Origin of the sequence: Acetobacter sacchari (genome assembly GCF_017377715.1) — a bacterium.
Lineage (GTDB): Bacteria > Pseudomonadota > Alphaproteobacteria > Acetobacterales > Acetobacteraceae > Acetobacter > Acetobacter sacchari.
In genome coordinates this window covers 1-21,032 of record NZ_JAFVMF010000022.1, presented here as the reverse complement: position 1 = coordinate 21,032, position 21,032 = coordinate 1, and the positions used below count along the sequence as shown (strand labels likewise).

Genomic DNA, 21,032 nt, shown 5'->3' with positions numbered 1-21,032 from the left:
TGACTTAGTCAACTATCATGATCCATGTTCCGAGACATGGAAAACTTTGTCGCATCTGTAAGAACGTTCAACAGGTTCTACACTCGCGCCGTCGGCGCTCTTAACGCACGATTTCTCGGCGCAGATATGACGCTGGGTGAGGCTCGTCTGCTGCACGAGATTGCTCGTGCGGATACCGCGCAGGCCAGCGAACTGAAGCGGCGGCTCGATATGGACGCGGCGCAGATGAGCCGAATGCTCGCGCGCTTCGAAGCCAGGGGCTGGATTGTTCGAGGGCAGGAGAACGACGATGCCCGTGCCAAGACCGTTGCGTTGACGCCAGAAGGTTCGGCGGCTTTCCAGGAACTGGACCGCCGCCAGATCGAGGCGACGACGGCCATGCTTGCCGATCTTGACGCCTGGGGCGCTGGCGACGTGACGGCGGGTCTCACGATGGCGCGGCTCAGGCTCGACCCGTCATCGGGCGAAGTCCTGAATGTGCGGCCGTTTCGGAGCGGCGACGTCGGGATGATCGCTGCGCGGCAATCTCTGCTCTATGCTCAGGAGAATGGCTGGGGCGCGCCGCTGGAGGCGCTGGTCACGACGACGGCCGCCAATTTCCTGCGTGATTACCGACCCGGACGGGATGCTTGCTGGGTCGCCGAACTCGACGGCGTTATGGCCGGTTCAGTGATGGTAACAGATGAAGGCGGGGGGCAGGCGCGCCTGCGCTTGCTGTACGCCGAACCCTTTGCGCGAAACAGGGGCGTCGGAGCCGAACTGATCGGTCGATGTGTGAGTTTCGCGAAAGAGGCAGGGTACGAGAGCCTGATCCTCTGGACACATACCGTTCTTGAGGGCGCCCGCCGGTTATATTCCAGATACGGGTTCGTCCTTACGGAAGTTGAGACCCACACCAAATTTGGCGAGCCTGTGCAGGGGGAGACCTGGTTGCTGACGTTCCGGCGTTGAGCGTCGTCGCAATTATCCGGCGGGATACAATCGCCGCATCTGTGAAGCAGGCGGCGGAGTAAAACGCCGCCTGCACTTTCCGAATCCCGCGATCCGGATGGGCTTAGTTGCCGGAAGCGCCCGCTGGTGTCGCAACGTCAGGCGTCGCAGGAGCCGGCGGGGCGACCGTTCCGGTTCCAGCTGCGACAGAAGGGACCGTCGGAGCGACTGGAGCCGCGGTGGGGGCGGTTGCTCCGATCGACGGAACCTTGTCCTGCTGCGCAGCGGCCAGGCTGCGGGCGTTCAGGTCTTCGGTTGCGCTCGTCGGGGCCGTTTTGCCCTTCGACATCTCGCCATCATGGTGATGATGGTGGTGATGGTGCTCTTCGGCCGAAGCGAAAGAAGCGCCGGATATGGCGATAGCAGGCGCCGCGATGGCGAGCGTAGCGGTCAGGACGACCTTCGACAGAACTGCTTTCATAATTCCACTCCTTACAATTGCCACGCACCGTCCCGCCTCAACCTCGGCTCGACGCCCGTGGGCGCGGCACGTTCTGGCGCGCAAGCATAACCTTCGAGGGGTCGTTCCCAAAATTCGGCCAAACGACAACAACCGGCGTATTCGCGAATCCTCAAACGCTCAACGCCCGCTCTTGGACGATTAAGCGTCTGGAACGCAGAGGAGTTTCTTTTTTCGGGGACGAAACTGACTCGCTACTGTCCGACCACGCCAAAAACCATCCGCAACCCGAGCGACAGAACGGCGCCGACGCCGAACCCCACCAGCGTGCCGTTCATGCGGATATATTGCAGATCCTGCCCGACCCGCAGTTCCAGCCTGTCGGCGATCGCCGCCGCGTCCCAGTTTCCGACCACGGTTGCGATAAAGTCGCCGAGGCGATCGCGCAGGGTGGGAAGGGCGCGCCAGACCGTCTTGCGGACGCTGTCCTCGATACGGCGGCGCATTAACGGGTCATGTTCCGCCTGCACCGCCAGACGCGCCAACGTTTCCCGGACGATAGTGGCGATCCAGCCGTTGTCGCGTTCGGTATCTTCAATGATCATGCGGCGCAGGCGCGCCCAAAGATCGCCCCCCCATGTCACCATGGAATCGTGATGGAAGACGTCGCGCAGTGAGCGCGACAGTTCATCGGCGCGTTCAGGGTCGTTTTCAATCCGGTCGATTTCGGCTCGAACCCAGGCGGTGAATCCCTCGCGAAGGGCGGAATCCCGTGGGTTTATGCGGTCGAGTTCCTCGGCAGCCGCGACAAGAACTTTCGTGGCGATCGAGCCGCCGATCGCCCAACTGAGAAGGCGCCCGCCCTGTTCGCGCACGCGATCTTCGATCGTTACGCGGAGGGCGGCCTCCTTCGACTGCAGCATCGATTTCAGTTGCCCGACGAGGAAAGACAGAACCTCCTGATGGTGCTCGCTCTCCACCAATGCACGCAGGGCGCGCGCGATGACTGGAGCGAGATTGCCCCCTCCGAGCAACACCGGCAGGCTGCGCCCCAGGGCCGCCCCGGCGCGACCGTCCTCCAGCCGTTCCAGCGCATTCGGAACCATGCCGATCGCTCCCCGCGTGAGCGATTCGGCTGTCGTCGGGTCGGCAAGCAGTCTGGCGACGATGCCCGGGAGATCGGCGTTCAACAGAACCCGATCAACCTCGGCCTCCGTGAGCACCTGCGTCGTGACGAAGCGTCCGAGCGCGCGCCCGAGACGCTCTTTTTGGGCCGGAATGATCGCTGTGTGCGGAATGGGCAGGCCCAGAGGCTGTCGGAACAGGGCTGTGACGGCGAACCAGTCGGCCAGCCCGCCGACAATTCCCGCCCTGCCGCCAGCTCGAAGCGTGTCTATCCAGAGCGATTCGGAGAGCCATCCGCGTGCAGGGAGAATGTACCCCGCCAGCGTCAAGGCGGCCATTCCGCCGAGCATCCCGGTAGCCATACGTTTTTGCCGGATGAGCGCCCGGCGTGCTTCGTCGTCTGGTGAGGTCTGTGCGTTCATGGCCTCGCCTGATAGCATCCCCGTGAACGGCGCCCCAAACGCGGTTTGGTATGTGGCTCCGGCATTGCGTCGAATGTGTGGCCGTGAAACCCTTAGCCCCTAATTCCTGCGTGTGAGATTTTTTATGGCCGATACGTCGCCCGCCGAATCACGGACTCCGCCTGCTCAGACCTTGTCGGGGCATAGCGGCATGACGGACGCTGCGCGTGCGGCGTTCTCGCTGCTGGCAGGGGAGACCCAAATCGCTGGCGATGAGACTTCCGGGGCGAAATCAGGACCAAGCCTCCATACGCTGGTAAGCCGCCTTGAATGGATGCTTGATCGCGGACGTCTCTCCGTGGACGATTTGCGTGAAGTCGTAAGGCGCCTGCGCGACGAGGCGTTCCTGCGGCGCGCCACCCGGCTGCACCGTTATCCGGGAGGAGCGGCTGCTGCGGATACGGCGGAACGGCTGGCAGGGGTTGCTGCCCACATTGTAGAAGAGGCGGTCTCCGCGCCAGACGGAAGCGGTCTGGACGCGTTTCGCGCAGCGGTCGAGCGTACAAGATTCGCGGCTGTGTTCACTGCTCATCCGACATTCGCCGTGGCGAACCCGGTCTATGCGGCGCTCGCAGAGTGCGCCTCCCTGCCGACGCCGCCGGTTGCGGCTCCAGCGTTCGAGACCCACCGGCGTTCAGGTCCGCCGACGCTTGAAGAAGAGTTCGGTCTGGCGTCCGACGCGATCCTGCGGGGGCGGGATGCGATCGACACGTTCGTGACGGATCTGCTGCGAGAGGCGCGCGAACGCTGGCCCGATAACTGGACGACGCTCACGCCGAAGCCGCTGATCCTGACGAGTTGGGTGGGTTACGACACAGACGGCCGCACCGACATTGGCTGGTGGGACACGATGCGGCTGCGGTTGCGGATGAAGCTGTTCCAGCTTCAGCGTCTACGCGCGCAGGTGCAGCAGAGCGGCGTCGACGCTGCGGCGCTGATCAGTAGAGTTTCGCGTGCGATCTACACGGTCGAGGCGCAGATCGCTGCGACGCCGAAAAGCGCCGATCCGGCGGCGGCGCTGGAATTTGCGGCGCTGATTGTCGACCGGGCGGCTGACGCCATCTCGGACCCGCAGGCTCTGGCGGACGCGCTGCAGGACGCTATCGACAGTGCGCCGGACGATGCGAAACTGGGACTCGCAGTGGCGCGGTCAGGGTTTCTGGCGCACGGCATGGCGGCGGCGCAAACCCATACGCGGCTCAACGCCACCCAAATTCATAATGTGCTGCGTCAGCGTCTGCGGCTGACCGACGATCCGGCCAACCCGACTCACCGCCGTGCGCTTCTGTCGCGCATCAACGACGCGCTGGACACGGTGACGGCGACGCCGGTCGATTTTGGGGCGCTGTTGGTCGAGCAGGCTTCGGCGGCGCGGCTGATGATGACCATCGCGCAGATCGTCAAGCACGTGGACACCGCTACGCCGGTGCGTTTCCTCGTGGCGGAGACGGAGAGCGGCTACACGCTGTTGGCGGCGCTGTGGCTTGCGCGGCATTTTGGCATCGCCGACAAAGTGGAGATATCGCCGCTTTTCGAAACGCGAGAGGCCCTGATGGGTGGAGCGCAGATCGTCGAGGAGGCGCTGCGTTCGCCACACTGGCGCGATTACCTGCGCCAGACCGGGAAGATGAGCCTTCAGTTCGGATATTCCGACTCAGGCCGCTATGTCGGGCAACTCGCCGCGACGTACCTGATCGAACGCCTTCGTCTGAAGATCGCGGATCTTCTGCAGAAATGGGATCTGCATGACGTCGAGGTCATCCTGTTCGACACCCACGGCGAAAGCATCGGGCGTGGCGCGCATCCGTTCAGGCTGTCGGACAGGCTCGATTATCTCTCGCCGCCGCATGTTCGCGCACGTTTCGCGGAGCTGGGGCTGCGATATCGGGAGGAGAGCGCTTTCCAGGGCGGCGACGGCTATCTGCTGTTCGGCACCCCCGAACTGGCGGGGGCCTGCATCGCGACCATCGCGGAACATGTCTTTACGCCGCCGCGTCGGGAGCGGGATCCGGTTTATGACGAACCTGATTTCTCGGCCGATTTTTTCTCCACCATCGCCGAGGGCATGACGTCTCTGGTGGACGATCCGGGCTACGCGGACCTGCTCGGGGCGTTCGGTCCGTCGCTGATCGACAAGACAGGCTCGCGTCCGGCAGCCCGGCAGAGCGAGGGCGGCGGGGCGACCCCGCGCATCACGCACCCGAGCCAGTTGCGCGCAATCCCCAACAACGCGATTCTTCAGCAGCTTGGCTGGTGCGCCAACACCATTCAGGGGCTGGGGTCGGCGGCGCATCGGCATCCGGAGACGTTCGACTCCTTTCGCGACGGCAGTCCGCGTTTTCACCGTGCGCTGGATTTCGCGGCGCACGCGCTGGCGCATTCGGACGATCAGGTCTTGCGCAGCGTGATCTCTCTGCTTGATCCGGGGTACTGGCTGGATCGTGCGACAGCGGAGGATGAGGCTGCACGACGCGGACCCTATCTCGCGGTGATGCACGATCTGGAGAAACTCGATTTCTGGGCCGACACGCAGTCGATGTTCCGGCGTATTCAGGCCGACCATCTGGCGTTGCGTGCGGCATGGCCGGATGCGCCGTCCATGAGCGCGACCGAACGCGGGTTGCATGCGATCAGGATCGCGATGATCGAGCGCATCTGGCTTCTGGCGACGCAGATCCCGTTCTTCATGCCGCGTGGCGCTTTCACGCGCGACGTCATGATGCGGCGGATACTCTGCCTTGAAATTCCGTCAGTGCTTCGCGAACTGGATGCCGTGTTTCCTCGGGGAGATCGTGCGCCGGAATTCGATTTCCACGAACCCGCCGGGCCGCAGGTGGAAAACGCCTATACCTATGAGCACGACTACATTTTCCGCCCCATGCGCGCGATGTTCGATATCGTGCGGGAGATCAGCGTGGCCATCGCGCATAATGTGGGCGCGTTCGGCTAAAGCCTGCTGTGGTACCGTTCAGGGCGCGTCACGTAATGGTGTGCCCCCTTGACGGATCGAGGTCGGCGAAGCATCTGTCTCGTTGAAACAGGACTGATTTGGTCCTTAATGGTGGCGACGCCGTTTCAGCAGGTGACCTTCGTATGTTCAGGCTGTCGAAACTAACCGATTACGCCGTCAGGACGCTCGTCGAGCTGGGGCGACTGGATGGCGTCGTGACGTCGTCCACGTTGTCGGCGGAAACTGGCGTGCCGGAGCCGACTGTAGCGAAAGTCCTCAAAACGCTGGCGGGAGACGGTTTGCTGGCCTCCCAGAGGGGCGCTCGCGGCGGGTATCGGCTGGCGGCGCCGCTTGAGGAGATTTCCGTCGCGCGCGTTATTGCTGCGATCGATGGTCCGATCTCCCTGACAGCTTGCGTAAACGGTGGAGCGGGGTGTGAGGTCGGACCGGATTGCGCGCTTTATGGCTGCTGGGATCCGGTGAATGACGCGATTCACGAAGCCTTGTCCGGCATCTCCCTCGCCCGTATGGCGGAGACCAGCGGGCGGACGCGCGGCGCGCGCGTGAAGTCAGACGAAGCATGTGCAGATATGGCCGCGACGCGCGGCAGAGTGGCCGATTTTACCGGCGCGGTGGGAGGATAGGATAGATGCCAGCTGTTACAGAGACCCGCGAACAGGTCGAGAAGCTCGGGCAATCCTCCTATAAGTGGGGATTTGAGACCGATATCGAGATGGACTTCGCGCCCAAGGGGCTCAACGAAGACACCATCCGACTGATTTCTTCGCGCAAGGAGGAGCCGCAATGGCTGCTCGACTGGCGTCTGGCGGCGTTCGCCGCCTGGCAGACGATGGAAGAGCCGACCTGGGCGAAGGTTTCCCACCCGCCGATCGATTATCAGGACGCGTATTACTACGCTGCGCCAAAGAAGAAGGCCGGGCCGAAGTCTCTGGAAGAGGTCGATCCGGAGCTTCTGCGGACTTACGAAAAGCTGGGTATCCCGTTGCATGAGCAGGCGATGCTCGCCGGCGTCGAGGTTCCGGAGGGCGAAGAGGCCCGGATGCCGATCGCGGTCGACGCGGTATTCGACAGCGTGTCCGTCGCCACGACATTCCGCAAGACGCTGGCCGAGGCTGGCGTGATCTTCTGCCCGATTTCGGAGGCCGTTCGGGACTACCCCGATCTGGTGCGGCAGTATCTCGGCAGCGTCGTGCCGGTCGGCGACAATTTCTTCGCGGCGCTGAATTCCGCCGTCTTTACGGACGGGTCGTTCGTCTACGTTCCGAAGGGCGTGCGTTGCCCGATGGAGCTGTCGACGTATTTCCGCATCAACGCCCGCAACACGGGGCAGTTCGAGCGCACGCTGATCATCGTCGAGGACAAGGCTTCGGTCTCGTATCTGGAAGGATGTACCGCGCCGATGCGCGACGAGAACCAGCTTCACGCGGCGGTCGTCGAGCTTGTCGCGATGGAGGACGCCTCCATCAAATACAGCACGGTGCAGAACTGGTATCCGGGCGACGAGAATGGTCTTGGCGGCATCTACAACTTCGTCACGAAGCGCGGCGCGTGCCGCGGCGCGCGGTCGAAGATATCGTGGACGCAGGTCGAGACGGGCTCGGCGATCACATGGAAATATCCGTCCTGCATCCTGCAGGGCGAAGGGTCCGTGGGCGAGTTCTACTCGGTCGCGGTCACCAACAATCGCCAGCAGGCCGACACCGGCACCAAGATGATCCATATCGGGCGCAACACGCGCTCGACGATCATCGCCAAGACGATCAGCGCCGGTCATTCCGACAGCACGTATCGCGGTCTGGTCCGTATCCTGCCGAAAGCGTCCGGCGCGCGGAATTTCACGCAGTGCGACAGCTTGTTGATTGGCGATCAGTGCGGCGCGCACACGGTACCGTATATCGAGAACCGGAATATGGCGGCGCGCGTGGAACATGAAGCGACAACCTCGAAAATTTCCGAGGATCAGATGTTCTACTGCCGTCAGCGCGGACTTTCGGAAGAAGACGCGGTCGGTCTGATCGTCAACGGGTTCTGCAAGGACGTGCTCAAGGAACTGCCGATGGAGTTCGCTGTGGAGGCGCAGAAACTTCTTCAGATCAGCCTTGAAGGCAGCGTCGGGTAAAAATCGGGCGACCGCTCCGGGCGGTCGCGAAGCAACGTAGTAGGGATAGGTTATCGTCGTGGCGTCTTGGCCAGACGATCGCTCCGGGAGCCATGGTATGAGTGATTTTCTGAACATTTCCGGTCTGCACGCCAGAATCGACGCCGATGGCGCGCCGAAGGAAATTCTCCGTGGCGTGGATCTGGTCATTCCTCCTGGCGAAGTCCACGCGATCATGGGGCCGAACGGATCGGGCAAGTCGACGCTGTCCTATGTCCTCGCCGGGCGTGAGGACTACGAGGTGACCTCTGGTTCCGTGTCCTTCAAGGGGCAGGACCTGCTGGCGATGGAGCCGGAAGAGCGCGCGGCGGCTGGCGTGTTTCTCGCCTTTCAGGCGCCGATCGAGCTTCCCGGCGTCAACAACGCCAATTTTCTCCGCACGGCGGTGAATGCCGTGCGTCGCGCGCGGGGCGATGCGGAACTCGACGCCGTAGCGTTTCTGAAAACCGTTCGCGCGGCGACGAAGAAGCTCTCCATGTCTGACGAGATGCTGAAGCGCAACGTCAATGTCGGCTTCTCCGGTGGAGAGAAGAAGCGCAACGAAGTGCTGCAGATGACGATGTTGCAGCCCAGCCTCGCCATTCTTGACGAGACGGACAGCGGTCTGGACGTCGACGCCCTGCGTATCGTTGCCGACGGCGTGAATGCGCTCCGGTCTCCGACATTCTCGGCGCTGGTCATCACGCATCACCAGCGCCTGCTGGATTATCTGAACCCCGACCGTGTTCACGTGATGGCGCGTGGCCGCATCGTTCACAGCGGCGGCGCAGAACTTGCGAAGGAAATCGACGTGCAGGGTTACGCGTCGTTCCTGGCGGAGGCGGCATGAACGCGATAGCGCCTGTTGGCCGCAGTCTGGCGCCATTCGAGGCGCGGCTGGACGGCATTGCAGATCCGGTCCGCCACGCGGCGGTTGGAGAACTGCGGCGCGTCGGCCTTCCGGGACCGCGCGTGGAGGCGTGGCGCTACACGCATCTGCGGCCGCTCGCGGGACATGAGTTCCGCGAGGCCGCGGCGTCTTTTGACGCTGATGTTGTCGGGTGTGCGCTCGACGAAGTCTTGCCGCGCGACGGATTGCTGGCGTCCACGCCGCGTCTTGTCTTGGTCAACGGAAGATTTGCGCCAGAACTGTCGTCGCCAGCGAATGGCGTGGCCCTGCCAGAGGGCGTGATGTTCGAACGCTTCTTGGCGTCGCCGGAATTCGACGCGCTTGCGACGCCGGAGCGCGAGCCTCTCGTGGCGCTGAACACGGCGCTTGCGACGGATGGCGTGCGCCTGTCGGTGGCGGAAGGCGCGGCCGTAGGGCGGATCGTTCTCGTATCGGTCGCATTCGCGGGTGAGGAGACCGTTTCTTTCCATCCTCGACATAGCGTTTCTCTCGGGACGGGCGCGTCGCTGGAGTTGATCGAAGTCGCCGTTTCGAGTGGAAATAACGCCAGCGCGGTAACGTATTTTCACAATCCTGTCCTGACCTGCAGTGTCGGGGAGGGCGCGAAGCTCACGCATGTGAAGGTGCAGAAAGAAGCGGCCGGGGCGACGCATCTCGCCACGGTTTACGCCAATATTGCAACGCGCGGCGCCTATGACAGCTTCACGCTGGGACTTGGCGCCGATCTTGCGCGGCATGAGGTCCACGCGCGTCTCTCCGGTGCGAAGGCGGCTGTCCATGTAAACGGCGCACAGTTGCTGGGCGAGAAACAGGTCGGCGACATCACGAGCGTCATCACGCACGCGGCGCCCGACTGCATTTCCCGGCAGACGATCCGCAATGTGCTGACCGATCACGCGCGCGGCGTGTTTCAGGGCAAGGTGCACGTTCATCAGATTGCTCAGAAAACTGATGGCTATCAGATGAACCAGGCGCTGCTGCTGTCGCCGCACGCCGAGATCGACGCCAAGCCGGAACTTGAGATTTACGCCGATGACGTCAAGTGCAGCCACGGCGCTACGGTCGGCGCGCTGGACGACGAGCAGTTGTTCTATCTGCGCAGCCGTGGTGTGCCCGAAGCGCAGGCGCGGCGCATTCTGGTCGAGGCGTTTCTGCTCGAAGTGCTTGACCTGCATGAGGACGAGGCTGGGCGAGCGCTTCTTGACACAGCGCTCGGCGCTGCGCTTTCGCTGCGGATCGGACGAGAGCAGATCCTGGAACAAACTGCCGGGGAGGCCTCGGAATGATAGGAGACACGACGCTCGATACGAAGAACGTGGCGGACCTTTCGCATCTGCGCGCCCAGTTTCCGATCCTTTCGGAAACTGTGCATGGAAAGCCGCTGGTGTTTCTCGACAGCGCGGCTTCAGCGCAGAAACCCGACGCCGTCATCGATGCGATGTCGACGATGATGCGTACGCAATATGCCAACATCCATCGCGGCCTGCACTGGATGAGCGAGCGGGCCACCGAAGCGTACGAGATCGCACGCAGTCGGGTGGCGACGCTGCTCGGCGCTAATGCGCGCGAGGAGATCGTCTTCACACGCAACAGCACGGAGGCGATCAATCTGGTCGCCTATTCGTACGGCTCTCTGTTGAAGCCCGGACAAGCCGTTCTGATCTCCGAGATGGAGCATCATTCGAACATCGTCCCGTGGCAGTTGCTGCGCGATCGTGTGGGCGTAGAACTGCGCGTTGCGCCTGTTACCGATGACGGTGATCTCGATATCGAGGCGTTTGGAGACCTGCTGTCCGACGGAAAGGTTGCTCTCGTAGCAATCACGCACATGTCGAACGTGCTCGGGACTGTGACGCCTGCGCGGCGTCTGGCGGACATGGCGCATGCGGCGGGCGCGAAAATCCTGTTCGACGGCAGTCAGGCCGTGGTGCACCGTCGCGTGGACGTGCGTGCGCTCGACGCGGATTTCTATGTGTTCACCGGGCATAAATTGTACGGCCCGAGCGGGATCGGGGCGCTTTGGGCGCGCCGGGAGTTGCTGGAGGAAATGCCGCCGTTCATGGGCGGCGGCGACATGATTTCGACAGTCACGTTCGAACATTCGACCTGGGCGCCTCCGCCGGCGAAGTTCGAGGCTGGCACGCCCGCCATTGTCGAGGCTGTCGGGTTGGGTGCTGCGATCGACTGGGTCGAGGGCGTGGGTTTGGACGCCATCTCTGCTCATGAGGCGGCGCTGACGGCGCACGCCTTACGAGTGCTGCCGGAGGTTCCGGGCCTCAGGATCGTCGGTCGTCCGGCGGATCGTGGGGGCGTGGTGTCGTTTACGATGGAAGACGTCCATCCGCACGATATTGCGACTCTGCTTGATCGCAACGGCATCGCCGTGCGTGCGGGGCACCACTGTGCTGAGCCGCTGATGCGGCGCCTTGGCCTCAACGCGACAGCGCGAGCCAGTTTCGGCGTGTATACGACCGAGGCGGAAATCACAGTGCTGGTGGAGACGCTTGGGCGTATCCGCAGCTTTTTCGTCTAAGGGCGGGCTGTGGACGGAGATTCGCTGTACGACTCACTGATCGTTCGTCGGGCGCGCGAACCGCGTCATGCGGGAGAACTCGCCGACGCGACAGTTCAGGCGGCAGGGAGCAACCCGCTCTGCGGCGACAGGATTGCTTTGGGCGTGCGTGTGGACGGCGATCGCATCGCCGCCGCCCGGCATGTCACGAAGGGTTGTGCTATTTGCGCCGCTTCAGCCGACCTGATGGCCGGATCGATAGAAGGGCGCACATTGTCCGAGGCTCTTGATATGGCGGGAAGGTTCCACCACATGCTCGGTAACGGATCATCTGTGGAACTGGACGATCTTCCTGAGTCCATGGCTGCGTTTTTGCCTTTGAAGACCCATCGGTCGCGTCTGCGATGTGCGACGTTGCCCTGGACTGCGCTGGAGGAGGCGCTCGGCCATGACTGATCTGGATCAGACGCCTGCGGCGATGGACGCCACGAAGCCGGAGGATCGCCTTGCGGCTGAGGCTCCGGCGCAGCTTCGACACTGGACGCCGGACGGTGAAGCGCCCGCGCCCGAGAGTTCCGGCGCGCCGTCGGAAGATGCGGTTATCGAAGCGATCGCGACCGTGCACGATCCGGAAATTCCGGTGAATATATACGAACTGGGACTGATCTACGCCATTGACCTGCATGATGATGGCAAGGTGAAGGTAGAGATGACTCTGACGGCGCCGAACTGTCCGAGTGCTCAGGAACTTCCATTGCAGGTCAAGGATGCGGTCGAGAAAGTGCAGGGGGTAGCCTCGGCGGATGTCGAAGTCGTGTGGGATCCGCCGTGGGATATGTCGCGCATGAGCGACGAGGCCCGTCTGATGCTGAACATGTTTTGAGCGGGAGTATGGACATGAGCGCCGAACAGAACTCCGTAGTGGCTCCAGAAACGAAACAAACCGCCCGGCGCGCGTTGCCGCCATTAATGACGGTTTCAGACGCCGCGGCGGAGCGTCTGAGAACTCTTTACGCCAGCGCACATGCGGGACAGTTGCTGCGTATCTCAGTGACGACGAAGGGTTGTTCGGGCAAAGCGTATGACATGACGTTCGTGCCCGAGGAGGGGGAGAGCGGGGACGAGCGGATACTGGACAAAGGCGTTACAGTCCTCGTGGACCGCAAGGCTACGCTATTCCTGATCGGGTCCGAGATGGATTACCACAGCGGAGAAATGGAGTCGGGCTTCGTGTTCGCCAACCCCAATGAGAAGGGCCGGTGTGGCTGCGGTCAGAGCTTTCACGTCTGACAGTCGATTACAGAGTTAACCCCTCTTAGGGGGAGGGGCGTCGTATTTCTGCGGACGCAGATTGCAACTGATTTTCTGTCAGGCGTTGCGTCGCAAACGCGGTCGAATACGACCTACCCGGCACAAAATGCCGAGGCATTAACCGTCGGGTAAGGCCCGGCAAGCACAATCGTCCAGTCAAATCACGCTTTGCCGAGACGGACGATCGTGCGCCACATTTCCTTTACGTTATTACAGCCCAGCGGGTCGAACCACTTAAAGGCTTTCCGATCGGAAAGCCTTACGTGAAGGATATTCTTGCCAGTCTTCGGTCACTGGGCGTTCCGCGTCTGATTACGCTGGGCGTCGTCGCCGTCGGGTTGCTGGGGCTTCTGGGGGCTTTGGCCCTCCGCGGTTCTCAGGAGCCGATGTCGCTGCTGTATCGCGATCTCGATCTCCATGAAGCGGCTCAAATGGCCGAAGATCTCGACAAGGCTCACATCCAGCACGTCGTCTCGCCTCAGGGGGACAGCATACAGGTTCCGCGTGATCAAATCGCGGCGGCGCGTCTGCTTCTGGCGCGTGACGGTCTGCCGTCTGGCGGGTCAGTCGGATACGAAATATTTGACCGCGCAAACTCGATGACGACGACGCAGTTCGAGCAGAATATCCAGGAAACCAGAGCGCTGGAAGGCGAATTGGAGCGCTCGATACGCCTGATCCGTGGGGTTCGTGGCGTCCGCGTGCATCTGGTGCTTCCTCATCGAGAGCTGTTTTCAACCGAGCGACAGGCCGCGCAGGCGAGCGTTCTCCTGACTATGGGAGGCGGGAGGCTGGATGCGGAGGGCGTGCAGGCAGTGCTTAACCTTGTCGCGGCTGCCGTGCCTGACTTGAGTCCAGACAACATCTCGGTCGTGGATAATCGTGGTGACGTTCTCGCTAAGGCGGGCGACAAATCGGGTGCGCGAGGCGAAATTCAGACCGTCGAAGACCAGCGCCGGGCGATGGAGACGCACCTGGCGCAGACGGTGGAGACGATGCTGGCGCCGGCGTTGGGGGCGTCGCATGTCCGTGCGGAAGCTTCGGTGACGATGAACCTCGATGAAGTGCGGGATACTCAGGAGAGTTATGATCCTGATCAGCAGGTGTTGCGATCTCAGCAGATAACGACTGACAAGAGCGTTAATACGGAGGCTCAACCGAACGTTACGGTTTCCAATAATCTTCCAAACGCGAATGCGGGGCAGGCTAAAAGCGGCAGCCAGAACGACCGTAGAGAAGAGACCAACAATTACGAAATAGGTAAACGGGTGAAGACGCTGGTGCAGACGCAACCGCGGTTGCAACGCATCAGCCTGGCCGTGATAGTCGATGGGATCACTCGACTTGGCGCAGATGGCAAGTCGATCTGGACGCCCTTGGACGCCGCGACCATTGACCGCGTGACCACGCTTGCCAAGTCAGCGATTGGTTATGACGAAAAACGGGGAGATGTCGTTAACGTCGTTTCAATGAAGTTTAGTGAGGAAGCGCCTCCGCCGGTTGAAATTCACGGGTGGCTGGGCACGTCGTTCGACAGAGCCGATGTCATGCACATTGTGCAGTCTGTTCTTCCCGGGCTTCTGGTTTTTCTCGCGTTGATATTTTTCGCGCGACCATTACTACGCAAAAGTATTACCGCCGCCGCCGTGGACGCGGATGTCGAGGCGTCACTGAGCGGGCAAGACGTGAGCAGTAACGCTTTGACAAGCCCTGCCGCCCAGGCGTCTCAAGCGCTTGCCTACGAACCGGTCACGCAACTTGCGTTGACGGGGCCAGATGAAGGTTCCGCAGAGTTTGTCAGTCTGGCTGGAATAGATGGGCGCCTCAAGGCTTCAGCGATCAAGAGAGTGAGGGATCTGGCAATATCAAATCCTGAAGAAAGTCTGAATATCATGCGTAACTGGCTTACGCCCCAGCTTGAAGGTTAGTCTTATGCTTGGTACATTAGAGGCGACAGGCCCCCAAAAAGCCGCGATACTCATGCTGGCGCTCGGTGATCAAGGCGCTGCGCAGCTAATCGCTCTCATGCATGAAAGTGAGATACGGGAAATTTCGTCGGCAATGGCGACAATAGGACCAGTTCCATCTGAAACTGTTGAGTCTATATGCAAAGAATTTACGAAATCAATTTCCTCTACGGACATGATCGTCGGAACTTATGAGACTACGGAAAAAATTCTGCGCAAGGCCTTGTCGGATGATCGGGCCAGCCAGATTATGGAAGAGATACGTGGCCCCGCAGGCAGAACGATGTGGGACAAGTTGGCCAATGTTCCAGAAAATGTTTTGGCGAACTACCTGAGAAACGAATATCCGCAGACCGTTGCTGTAATTCTTAGTCGTTTGAATCCCGCTCATACAGCCAGAGTGCTATCGCTTATACCGGAAGAATTCGCAGTCGATGTAATGCTTCGTATGCTGCGTATGGAAAACGTACAACGTGACGTGATCGACAGTGTGGAAGCCACGCTGCGTTCTGAATTTATTGCGAATTTGGCGCGATCGACAAAAAGAGATAGTCACGAACTTCTTGCTGAAATATTCAACAGCTTCGAAAGAAAAATCGAAGGCCAGTTTATGAATGCCTTGGAACGGCGAAATCTCGAAGATGCAGAGCGTATCAAGGCTCTTATGTTCACATTCGAGGATATGAAGAGACTTTCTCCGGAGTCCATCATGAGAGTCATGAGAGATGCGGACCGAGAGCGTCTGCCCTTAGCATTGAAAGGCGCATCAGAAGATATACGAAAATTATTCTTGTCGGCAATGACCGGACGAGCGGGAAAAATTTTGCAAGACGAAATTCAATCACTCGGCCCTGTGAGAGTGAAAGATGTCGATGCAGCTCAAGCCGAAATAGTCGCAACGGTCAAAATGTTGGCCAATCAAGGAGAGATAGATATAACGCCTGCGTCAGGCAATAATGAAGTGATTCTTTGATGCGGATAGAATATATTGAAAGGCCGTCGTTCGATAAGTTTACTTATGGAGAAGATTTTTCGGAGGTTATTTCCGAGCAGAGCGTCGTAGAAGACGAAATAGAGGAAGAAAAATCGGGAGATATTCCTGCCGCGCATCAGGCAGAGATCGTTTATTCGCAAGAGTATTTAGATCAAGCTATTTCTGATGCCGTAACGCTTGCGAATACGAAAATTCTCGAGAAAATAGCAAAAAATCAAAAATGTGATATAAATTATAGTATAAAAAAAATAAATGAAAAAATTCACAAACTACACAAATTCTCTCTAGGTCAAATTCAAATGTACTCTGAGTCTATTTCTAGATCTCTATTGGACTCTTTTTTTGCGATATTTCCTGTGTCTGAAGATGTTGTTGCTGCAGATGTAGTGATTGGGATTTGTGGCAAGGTATTGCCCCTTTTAGAAAATAATTTCAAAGTTACCGTGACTATTAACTCACTGACATTCGATGCAATTATGGAACGGGATGAAACGTTAAAAATTTCACAATTTCCGTGGCTCACTGTTGAGAAATCCATGATATTGGGCCCTTCTGATATCGAAATAACATGGCCGGACGGCCACCTAATTCGGAATGTTAAGTCGACCGCAAAAGATATACTCACGTATATTTTGGACAGTACTGATAGATGATATCAAAAAATAGGCGTAATAAATGAACGATGTGACGATGTTGAATGAACTGACTGACCTAGGCATTGATGCCTCGGATGCTGGTGGTATTCATGCGCATAATCTTGAAGCCGTGTACGATATTCCGGTAACGGTTAGCGCTGTTCTGGGAAAATCAACGATGCAAGTAAGCCAACTTCTGAAACTTGGAAGGGGGGCGGTTGTGGAGTTGGATCGGAGAGTGGGTGAGGCAATCGATATATATGTAAATAATAGACTCATCGCGCGCGGTGAAGTCGTTATGGTTGATGAGAGCAGGCTTGGTGTGACCATGACCGAGATAATAAAATCAGAAAAAAAAACGTGAGAATTGAACATGCGTGTCCTTATCGTTGGTTGTCTCGGAAGTCGGCTTGAACAAGCTGCGAATATTGTCATCAGTCGAGGCTCGCAGGTGGATCACGTGGGGACCGTTTCCCAGGCGATAGACCGGGCGTGTTCCGAGGGGAACCATCATCTTGTTATTTGCGAGGTTGAGTGCGGAATCCGCTCACTTGTGAATGGGCTAGCAAGTCAGCGCGTTCATATCCCCGTATTGGCTTGTGGACCTGCGAGTGCAGCATTGGCGACAGGTGCGATATCGGACGGGGCGGATGACTACTTGCCTCTTCCTCCTGATACAGATTTGGTAGCTTCTTTTTTACAAGATGTCGCGTACGAATCACATAAACTGATCAGTATTGATCCTGGTATGTCGCAGCTGCTGTGTCTGGTTCAAAAGGTTGCTGTCTCTGACGCTTCTGTGCTTGTGTGTGGAGAGTCCGGTACTGGAAAAGAGATTTTATCAAGATATATTCACAAAAAATCTAAGAGATTTAAGGGTCCATTCGTGGCGTTCAATTGCGCAGCTCTTCCAGAGACTCTTATTGAGTCTGAGCTGTTTGGACACGAGAAAGGGGCTTTTAGTGGCGCAGCTACGCGTCGAATCGGACGCTTTGAAGCGGCCAATGGCGGAACTTTGCTTCTTGATGAAATAAGTGAAATGGATGTGCGGATGCAGGCAAAACTTTTGCGTGCAATACAAGAACGCGAAATAGATAGACTTGGTGGTAATGCATCGATTCCACTCGATGTCCGGATAATAGCAACGTCTAATAGAGATCTAAAAAGTGAAATAAAAAATGGAAGATTTCGTGAGGATTTGTATTTTCGATTGAATGTCGTTTCGCTTACGGTGCCACCATTGCGATCACGACGGCTCGACATTGTTCCGCTGGCACAGCATTTTAGTAAGAAATACTGCGAATTGAACGGCCTGCCGTCGCGAATCATTAGCGATAAAGCTAATGAAATCCTTACAAATGGAATTTGGAAGGGTAACATTCGAGAGTTAGAAAACGCGGTTCACAGAGCCGTTCTTTTATCGCGAGGTGACGTAATCAATGTCGAGGACTTCAACGCCGCCGGAGTTTCTTCTTCGGTAAATAGCGAGAGGTCGATAATAAACACAAACCCGTGGGTTGGTAATAGTGTCGATGATGTTGAACAAGCTTTAATCTTAGATACCCTTACATATACTGATGGAAATCGAACGCATGCGGCGTCTATTCTGGGAATTTCCATCCGCGCGCTTCGCAACAAATTGCGAAATTATGCTGACAAAGGAGCTAATGTTCCTCGGCCGTCTTTGGGGTTGGTCACGCAGCAGTGATTGACATGATACACAAACGCGACGGAAAAAGTAAATGAATTTGACAATTTATCAGGATATAGGTAAATTATTTAAAGTAGAAAATGTGAAATTCGGAGCGTGGAAGAGCCTCATTCCGGGAACCGACATAGGGCTCGCTTTGGGAGTGACGGCTCTTTTGTCTATTTTAATAATTCCGTTACCAACGTTAATTCTAGACGCCGGTCTATCTATTTCTATTACCTCTTCAGTTTTGATTCTGATGGTGGCTCTTTTTCTCAAAAAACCATTAGATTTTACTTCATTTCCAACATTGTTACTGTTGACGACCTTACTGAGGCTCTCTCTTGAAGTTGCCACTACCCGCTTAATTTTGGCGCATGGGAGCGATGGGGTGTACGCGGCTGGGCATGTTGTGGCCGCATTTGGTGGTTTTTTGATGGGGGGTGACGTTGTCATAGGTGGAATTCTCTTTTCTATTCTTCTTATTGTAAATTTTATGGTGATTACAAAAGGGTCCGGTCGCATAGCGGAAGTCGCGGCTCGATTTTCTTTAGATTCTATGCCTGGAAAACAAATGGCTATTGATGCGGAATTGGCGTCTGGCGCAATTTCGGACAAAATGGCCCGTAAAAAGCGTCGCGAACTGGAGGAGGAAAGCGGGTTTTATGGCTCGATGGATGGTGCTGCCAAATTCGTGAGAGGTGATGCTATTGCGAGTCTGATTATTACCGCAATCAATATTCTCGGAGGGCTGACAGTCGGTGTTATTCGACACGGGATGCCGCTCAGGGATGCTGCGTCCGCGTTCACAACGTTAACCATTGGCGACGGTCTTGTGTCTCAAATTCCGGCGCTGCTGGTTTCGACTGCTTCCGGTATCGTGGTTACAAAAGGAGGCACTGAGGGTGGTGCTGATGTTACGTTGGTACGGCAGTTGGGGGGGGGGGGGGGCGAAGCCGCTCGCTCTTGCCGGAAGCGTGGCGATGATACTTGCGGTCATACCTGGCTTGCCAATGCTTCCGTTTTTGGCGTTGGGGGGGATGTGTGGGGCGGCTGCCTGGTCAAGATTTAAGCGTCCGGTCGATGAGGACGAAGATATATCTTCGACTGTGCAGGCTTCTCTCTCGCCCACTGAGCCTCCAATTGCAGATTCGCTTAGAATTGACATGATTCGTTTGGAGCTGGGTTTTGGTTTATTGGGTCTAGCTGGCGGAGAGAATCCACAACTAGCGGAGCAAATAAAAATATTAAGAAAAACCATTGCTGCAGAAATGGGATTTATATTACCTTCTGTTAGAATTCAAGATAATTTGCAGCTGGATTCAGATAGATATTCTTTAAAAATTAAAGAAATTGAAGTTGGTAGTGGTGAAGTTCGTCCGAATCGTTTGTTGGTTATGAATTCTAAGGGAGGTATGCCTGATTTGCCAGGTGAGGAAACGAAGGAACCAGCGTTCGGTATTCAGGCAATGTGGATTGACGTTGGTCTGCGTGAGAAGGCTACATTTAAAAATTATACAGTCGTAGATCCTGCTAGTGTTATCGTCACTCATTTAAGTGAATTGGTGCGAGAAAATCTTGCAGATTTACTAACATATGCAGAAATGCAAAAACTTCTCGATGAAATACCAAGAGATCAACAGAAATTGGTTTCAGACCTTATTCCCTCTCAAATTTCGTTGAATGCGGTGCAGCGTGTAATGCAGGGGTTACTTTCCGAAAGAATCTCGATTCGAGATATCTCTGCAATTCTTGAAAGCATACAAGAAGGATGTGGCCAAGGTATACGCTCTGTGTCGCTGTTGACTTCACACGTTCGGACGCGATTGTGTAGGCAAATTAGTGCTGCTTATACGGGGTCCAATGGTTATATTCCTTTAATCACCCTAAGTTCGGAGTGGGAGGCGTTGCTTCACGACAGTATAGTCGGCCCCCCAGATGACAGGCAATTGGCGATTGCCCCCTCAAAATTGAATGAATTTATTGTTCGTTTGAAGGTCGTTTTGGATCAAGCGGCCGCGATGGGCGAGGCGCCTGTTCTGATTGTGGGCGGAAGCATTAGGGTTGCTGTTCACGCCATATTGGAAAGATTGAGGTTGGCCACTCCAGTCTTAGCTCAAACTGAAATCGCACCGCGTGCCAAAATAAAAACCATTGCAACGATTAGTTGAACCTCGTTTTCAGATTGTGTTTGTATATGAACGAGGGATTTTTTTAGGTTATTTATATATAAAAATTCTTTTACAATAAATATATATTTTTTCGTTTATTTCAAATGTATCGATCGTGTTTTCGGCAAGTTGCGGTGTGTTGAGCGGTTCTGTGGCGCTTATCAAGGCAAGAAATTTACTGTGTATAATGAAAATTGTAATTTCAATTAAATGTCGTGCTAATAAATATAATTGCAGATGTGTCCCATTTTGGCGCGAAATTTGAATTCGGAGAATTGTCAACAGGGAAATCAACCATGAACTTTGTGTCTGAAAATGCGAAAGGTATGCCGTGTGTAGAAATAGTGAAAATTTTGAGATCACAGAGAAATTGTTGTGGCATGGTGTGCCAAAAATTTTGACGTCATATTTGAATCAGAAACCTCTACAAGATTCATTACGTAATATAATTTCATTTGGAAAATTTTCTTTTCTTCCTGGGAAATCGCCCATAGCTGTGGTAGGTGGAGCAGGTTTTGGTAAAACACTTACGGTCGCTAAGCTGGCAGCTCGCTTGAAAGTTGGTGGCTTGCAACCGCTCGTCGTAAGTGTTGAACGCGCGACCTCGGTTGGCGCTCATGCGCTGCGGGCTCATATGGCGCAACTGAAGATTGATTGCTTTTCTGTTATTGATGCTTCGAGCTTAAAATTGATTCTACGTGAATGTAAGAGCCTGTTTGGAAAATCACGGGTGAGCATTTCTGCGCATGAGATTGGCG

18 protein-coding genes and 1 pseudogene are annotated in these 21,032 nt (G+C 56.8%); 17 read left to right on the top strand and 2 right to left on the bottom strand.

Going from position 1 to position 21,032, the window contains the following annotated elements:
• The first annotated feature begins 36 nt into the window (after positions 1-36).
• Positions 37-951: a bifunctional helix-turn-helix transcriptional regulator/GNAT family N-acetyltransferase gene (locus J2D73_RS16615; RefSeq protein ID WP_243430045.1), complete on the top strand. Its 915-nt coding sequence runs from the start codon at positions 37-39 to the stop codon at positions 949-951.
• 103 nt (positions 952-1,054) lie between these two features.
• Here the strand turns inward: J2D73_RS16615 and J2D73_RS16610 are convergent, their stop codons facing one another.
• Both J2D73_RS16610 and J2D73_RS16605 read right to left on the bottom strand, forming a co-directional pair.
• Positions 1,055-1,411: a hypothetical protein gene (locus J2D73_RS16610; protein WP_207883105.1), complete on the bottom strand. Its 357-nt coding sequence runs from the start codon at positions 1,409-1,411 to the stop codon at positions 1,055-1,057.
• Between the two features lie 233 nt (positions 1,412-1,644).
• A complete protein-coding gene (locus tag J2D73_RS16605) occupies positions 1,645-2,937 on the bottom strand; it encodes a DUF445 domain-containing protein (RefSeq protein WP_207883103.1) in 1,293 nt (430 codons plus the stop codon).
• Positions 2,938-3,127: 190 nt separating this feature from the next.
• Here J2D73_RS16605 and J2D73_RS16600 point away from each other — a divergent pair, with 190 nt between their 5' ends.
• From J2D73_RS16600 to J2D73_RS16525, 16 genes and pseudogenes are all read left to right on the top strand, one after another.
• Positions 3,128-5,926, top strand: coding sequence for a phosphoenolpyruvate carboxylase (locus tag J2D73_RS16600; protein WP_207883101.1), 2,799 nt, complete (start codon positions 3,128-3,130; stop codon positions 5,924-5,926).
• 143 nt (positions 5,927-6,069) lie between these two features.
• Positions 6,070-6,570: an RrF2 family transcriptional regulator gene (locus J2D73_RS16595; protein ID WP_207883099.1), complete on the top strand. Its 501-nt coding sequence runs from the start codon at positions 6,070-6,072 to the stop codon at positions 6,568-6,570.
• A 5-nt stretch (positions 6,571-6,575) separates the two neighbouring features.
• Positions 6,576-8,066, top strand: coding sequence for a Fe-S cluster assembly protein SufB (gene sufB, locus J2D73_RS16590; protein WP_207883097.1), 1,491 nt, complete (start codon positions 6,576-6,578; stop codon positions 8,064-8,066).
• A gap of 97 nt (positions 8,067-8,163) precedes the next feature.
• Positions 8,164-8,934, top strand: a complete 771-nt coding sequence (gene sufC, locus J2D73_RS16585) for a Fe-S cluster assembly ATPase SufC (RefSeq protein ID WP_207883095.1) — start codon at positions 8,164-8,166, stop codon at positions 8,932-8,934.
• Positions 8,931-10,280, top strand: coding sequence for a Fe-S cluster assembly protein SufD (gene sufD, locus J2D73_RS16580; protein ID WP_207883094.1), 1,350 nt, complete (start codon positions 8,931-8,933; stop codon positions 10,278-10,280). Before sufC ends, sufD begins: the two co-directional genes overlap by 4 nt.
• Positions 10,277-11,527, top strand: coding sequence for an aminotransferase class V-fold PLP-dependent enzyme (locus J2D73_RS16575; RefSeq protein ID WP_207883092.1), 1,251 nt, complete (start codon positions 10,277-10,279; stop codon positions 11,525-11,527). The genes sufD and J2D73_RS16575 overlap by 4 nt, the downstream gene beginning before the upstream one ends.
• 9 nt (positions 11,528-11,536) lie before the next feature.
• Complete coding sequence (gene sufU, locus J2D73_RS16570; protein WP_207883090.1) at positions 11,537-11,962, top strand: Fe-S cluster assembly sulfur transfer protein SufU; 426 nt, start codon at positions 11,537-11,539, stop codon at positions 11,960-11,962.
• A gap of 22 nt (positions 11,963-11,984) precedes the next feature.
• Positions 11,985-12,389 carry an SUF system Fe-S cluster assembly protein gene (locus tag J2D73_RS16565; protein WP_243430048.1) on the top strand — a complete coding sequence of 135 codons (405 nt, stop codon included), beginning with the start codon at positions 11,985-11,987 and terminating at the stop codon, positions 12,387-12,389.
• Between the two features lie 14 nt (positions 12,390-12,403).
• Positions 12,404-12,796: a HesB/IscA family protein gene (locus J2D73_RS16560; RefSeq protein ID WP_207883086.1), complete on the top strand. Its 393-nt coding sequence runs from the start codon at positions 12,404-12,406 to the stop codon at positions 12,794-12,796.
• Between the two features lie 284 nt (positions 12,797-13,080).
• On the top strand, positions 13,081-14,745 hold the full coding sequence (gene fliF, locus J2D73_RS16555) for a flagellar basal-body MS-ring/collar protein FliF (RefSeq protein ID WP_207883083.1): 1,665 nt from the start codon (positions 13,081-13,083) through the stop codon (positions 14,743-14,745).
• A 4-nt stretch (positions 14,746-14,749) separates the two neighbouring features.
• Positions 14,750-15,757 (top strand): flagellar motor switch protein FliG, encoded by a 1,008-nt coding sequence (gene fliG, locus J2D73_RS16550; RefSeq protein ID WP_207883081.1) that lies wholly within the window; start codon positions 14,750-14,752, stop codon positions 15,755-15,757.
• On the top strand, positions 15,757-16,431 hold the full coding sequence (locus tag J2D73_RS16545) for a hypothetical protein (protein WP_207883079.1): 675 nt from the start codon (positions 15,757-15,759) through the stop codon (positions 16,429-16,431). The genes fliG and J2D73_RS16545 overlap by 1 nt, the downstream gene beginning before the upstream one ends.
• A gap of 37 nt (positions 16,432-16,468) precedes the next feature.
• Positions 16,469-16,777 (top strand): flagellar motor switch protein FliN, encoded by a 309-nt coding sequence (gene fliN, locus J2D73_RS16540; RefSeq protein WP_243430046.1) that lies wholly within the window; start codon positions 16,469-16,471, stop codon positions 16,775-16,777.
• Between the two features lie 9 nt (positions 16,778-16,786).
• Positions 16,787-18,121: a sigma-54-dependent transcriptional regulator gene (locus J2D73_RS16535; RefSeq protein WP_207883075.1), complete on the top strand. Its 1,335-nt coding sequence runs from the start codon at positions 16,787-16,789 to the stop codon at positions 18,119-18,121.
• A gap of 34 nt (positions 18,122-18,155) precedes the next feature.
• Positions 18,156-20,274 (top strand): annotated as a pseudogene (gene flhA / locus J2D73_RS16530) (flagellar biosynthesis protein FlhA).
• 373 nt (positions 20,275-20,647) lie between these two features.
• A partial coding sequence (locus J2D73_RS16525) for a hypothetical protein (RefSeq protein ID WP_408736856.1) occupies positions 20,648-21,032 on the top strand: 385 nt, incomplete at its 3' end.

Coding starts and splice junctions, on each gene's coding strand:
- fliG (WP_207883081.1), top strand. CDS start 14,750: ATGCTTGGTACATTAGAGGCGACAGGCCCCCAAAAAGCCGCGATACTC.
- J2D73_RS16605 (WP_207883103.1), bottom strand. CDS start 2,937: ATGAACGCACAGACCTCACCAGACGACGAAGCACGCCGGGCGCTCATC.
- J2D73_RS16595 (WP_207883099.1), top strand. CDS start 6,070: ATGTTCAGGCTGTCGAAACTAACCGATTACGCCGTCAGGACGCTCGTC.
- sufB (WP_207883097.1), top strand. CDS start 6,576: ATGCCAGCTGTTACAGAGACCCGCGAACAGGTCGAGAAGCTCGGGCAA.
- J2D73_RS16545 (WP_207883079.1), top strand. CDS start 15,757: ATGCGGATAGAATATATTGAAAGGCCGTCGTTCGATAAGTTTACTTAT.
- J2D73_RS16575 (WP_207883092.1), top strand. CDS start 10,277: ATGATAGGAGACACGACGCTCGATACGAAGAACGTGGCGGACCTTTCG.
- J2D73_RS16565 (WP_243430048.1), top strand. CDS start 11,985: ATGGACGCCACGAAGCCGGAGGATCGCCTTGCGGCTGAGGCTCCGGCG.
- J2D73_RS16535 (WP_207883075.1), top strand. CDS start 16,787: ATGCGTGTCCTTATCGTTGGTTGTCTCGGAAGTCGGCTTGAACAAGCT.
- J2D73_RS16560 (WP_207883086.1), top strand. CDS start 12,404: ATGAGCGCCGAACAGAACTCCGTAGTGGCTCCAGAAACGAAACAAACC.
- sufC (WP_207883095.1), top strand. CDS start 8,164: ATGAGTGATTTTCTGAACATTTCCGGTCTGCACGCCAGAATCGACGCC.
- fliN (WP_243430046.1), top strand. CDS start 16,469: ATGTTGAATGAACTGACTGACCTAGGCATTGATGCCTCGGATGCTGGT.
- sufD (WP_207883094.1), top strand. CDS start 8,931: ATGAACGCGATAGCGCCTGTTGGCCGCAGTCTGGCGCCATTCGAGGCG.
- J2D73_RS16615 (WP_243430045.1), top strand. CDS start 37: ATGGAAAACTTTGTCGCATCTGTAAGAACGTTCAACAGGTTCTACACT.
- J2D73_RS16610 (WP_207883105.1), bottom strand. CDS start 1,411: ATGAAAGCAGTTCTGTCGAAGGTCGTCCTGACCGCTACGCTCGCCATC.
- J2D73_RS16600 (WP_207883101.1), top strand. CDS start 3,128: ATGACGGACGCTGCGCGTGCGGCGTTCTCGCTGCTGGCAGGGGAGACC.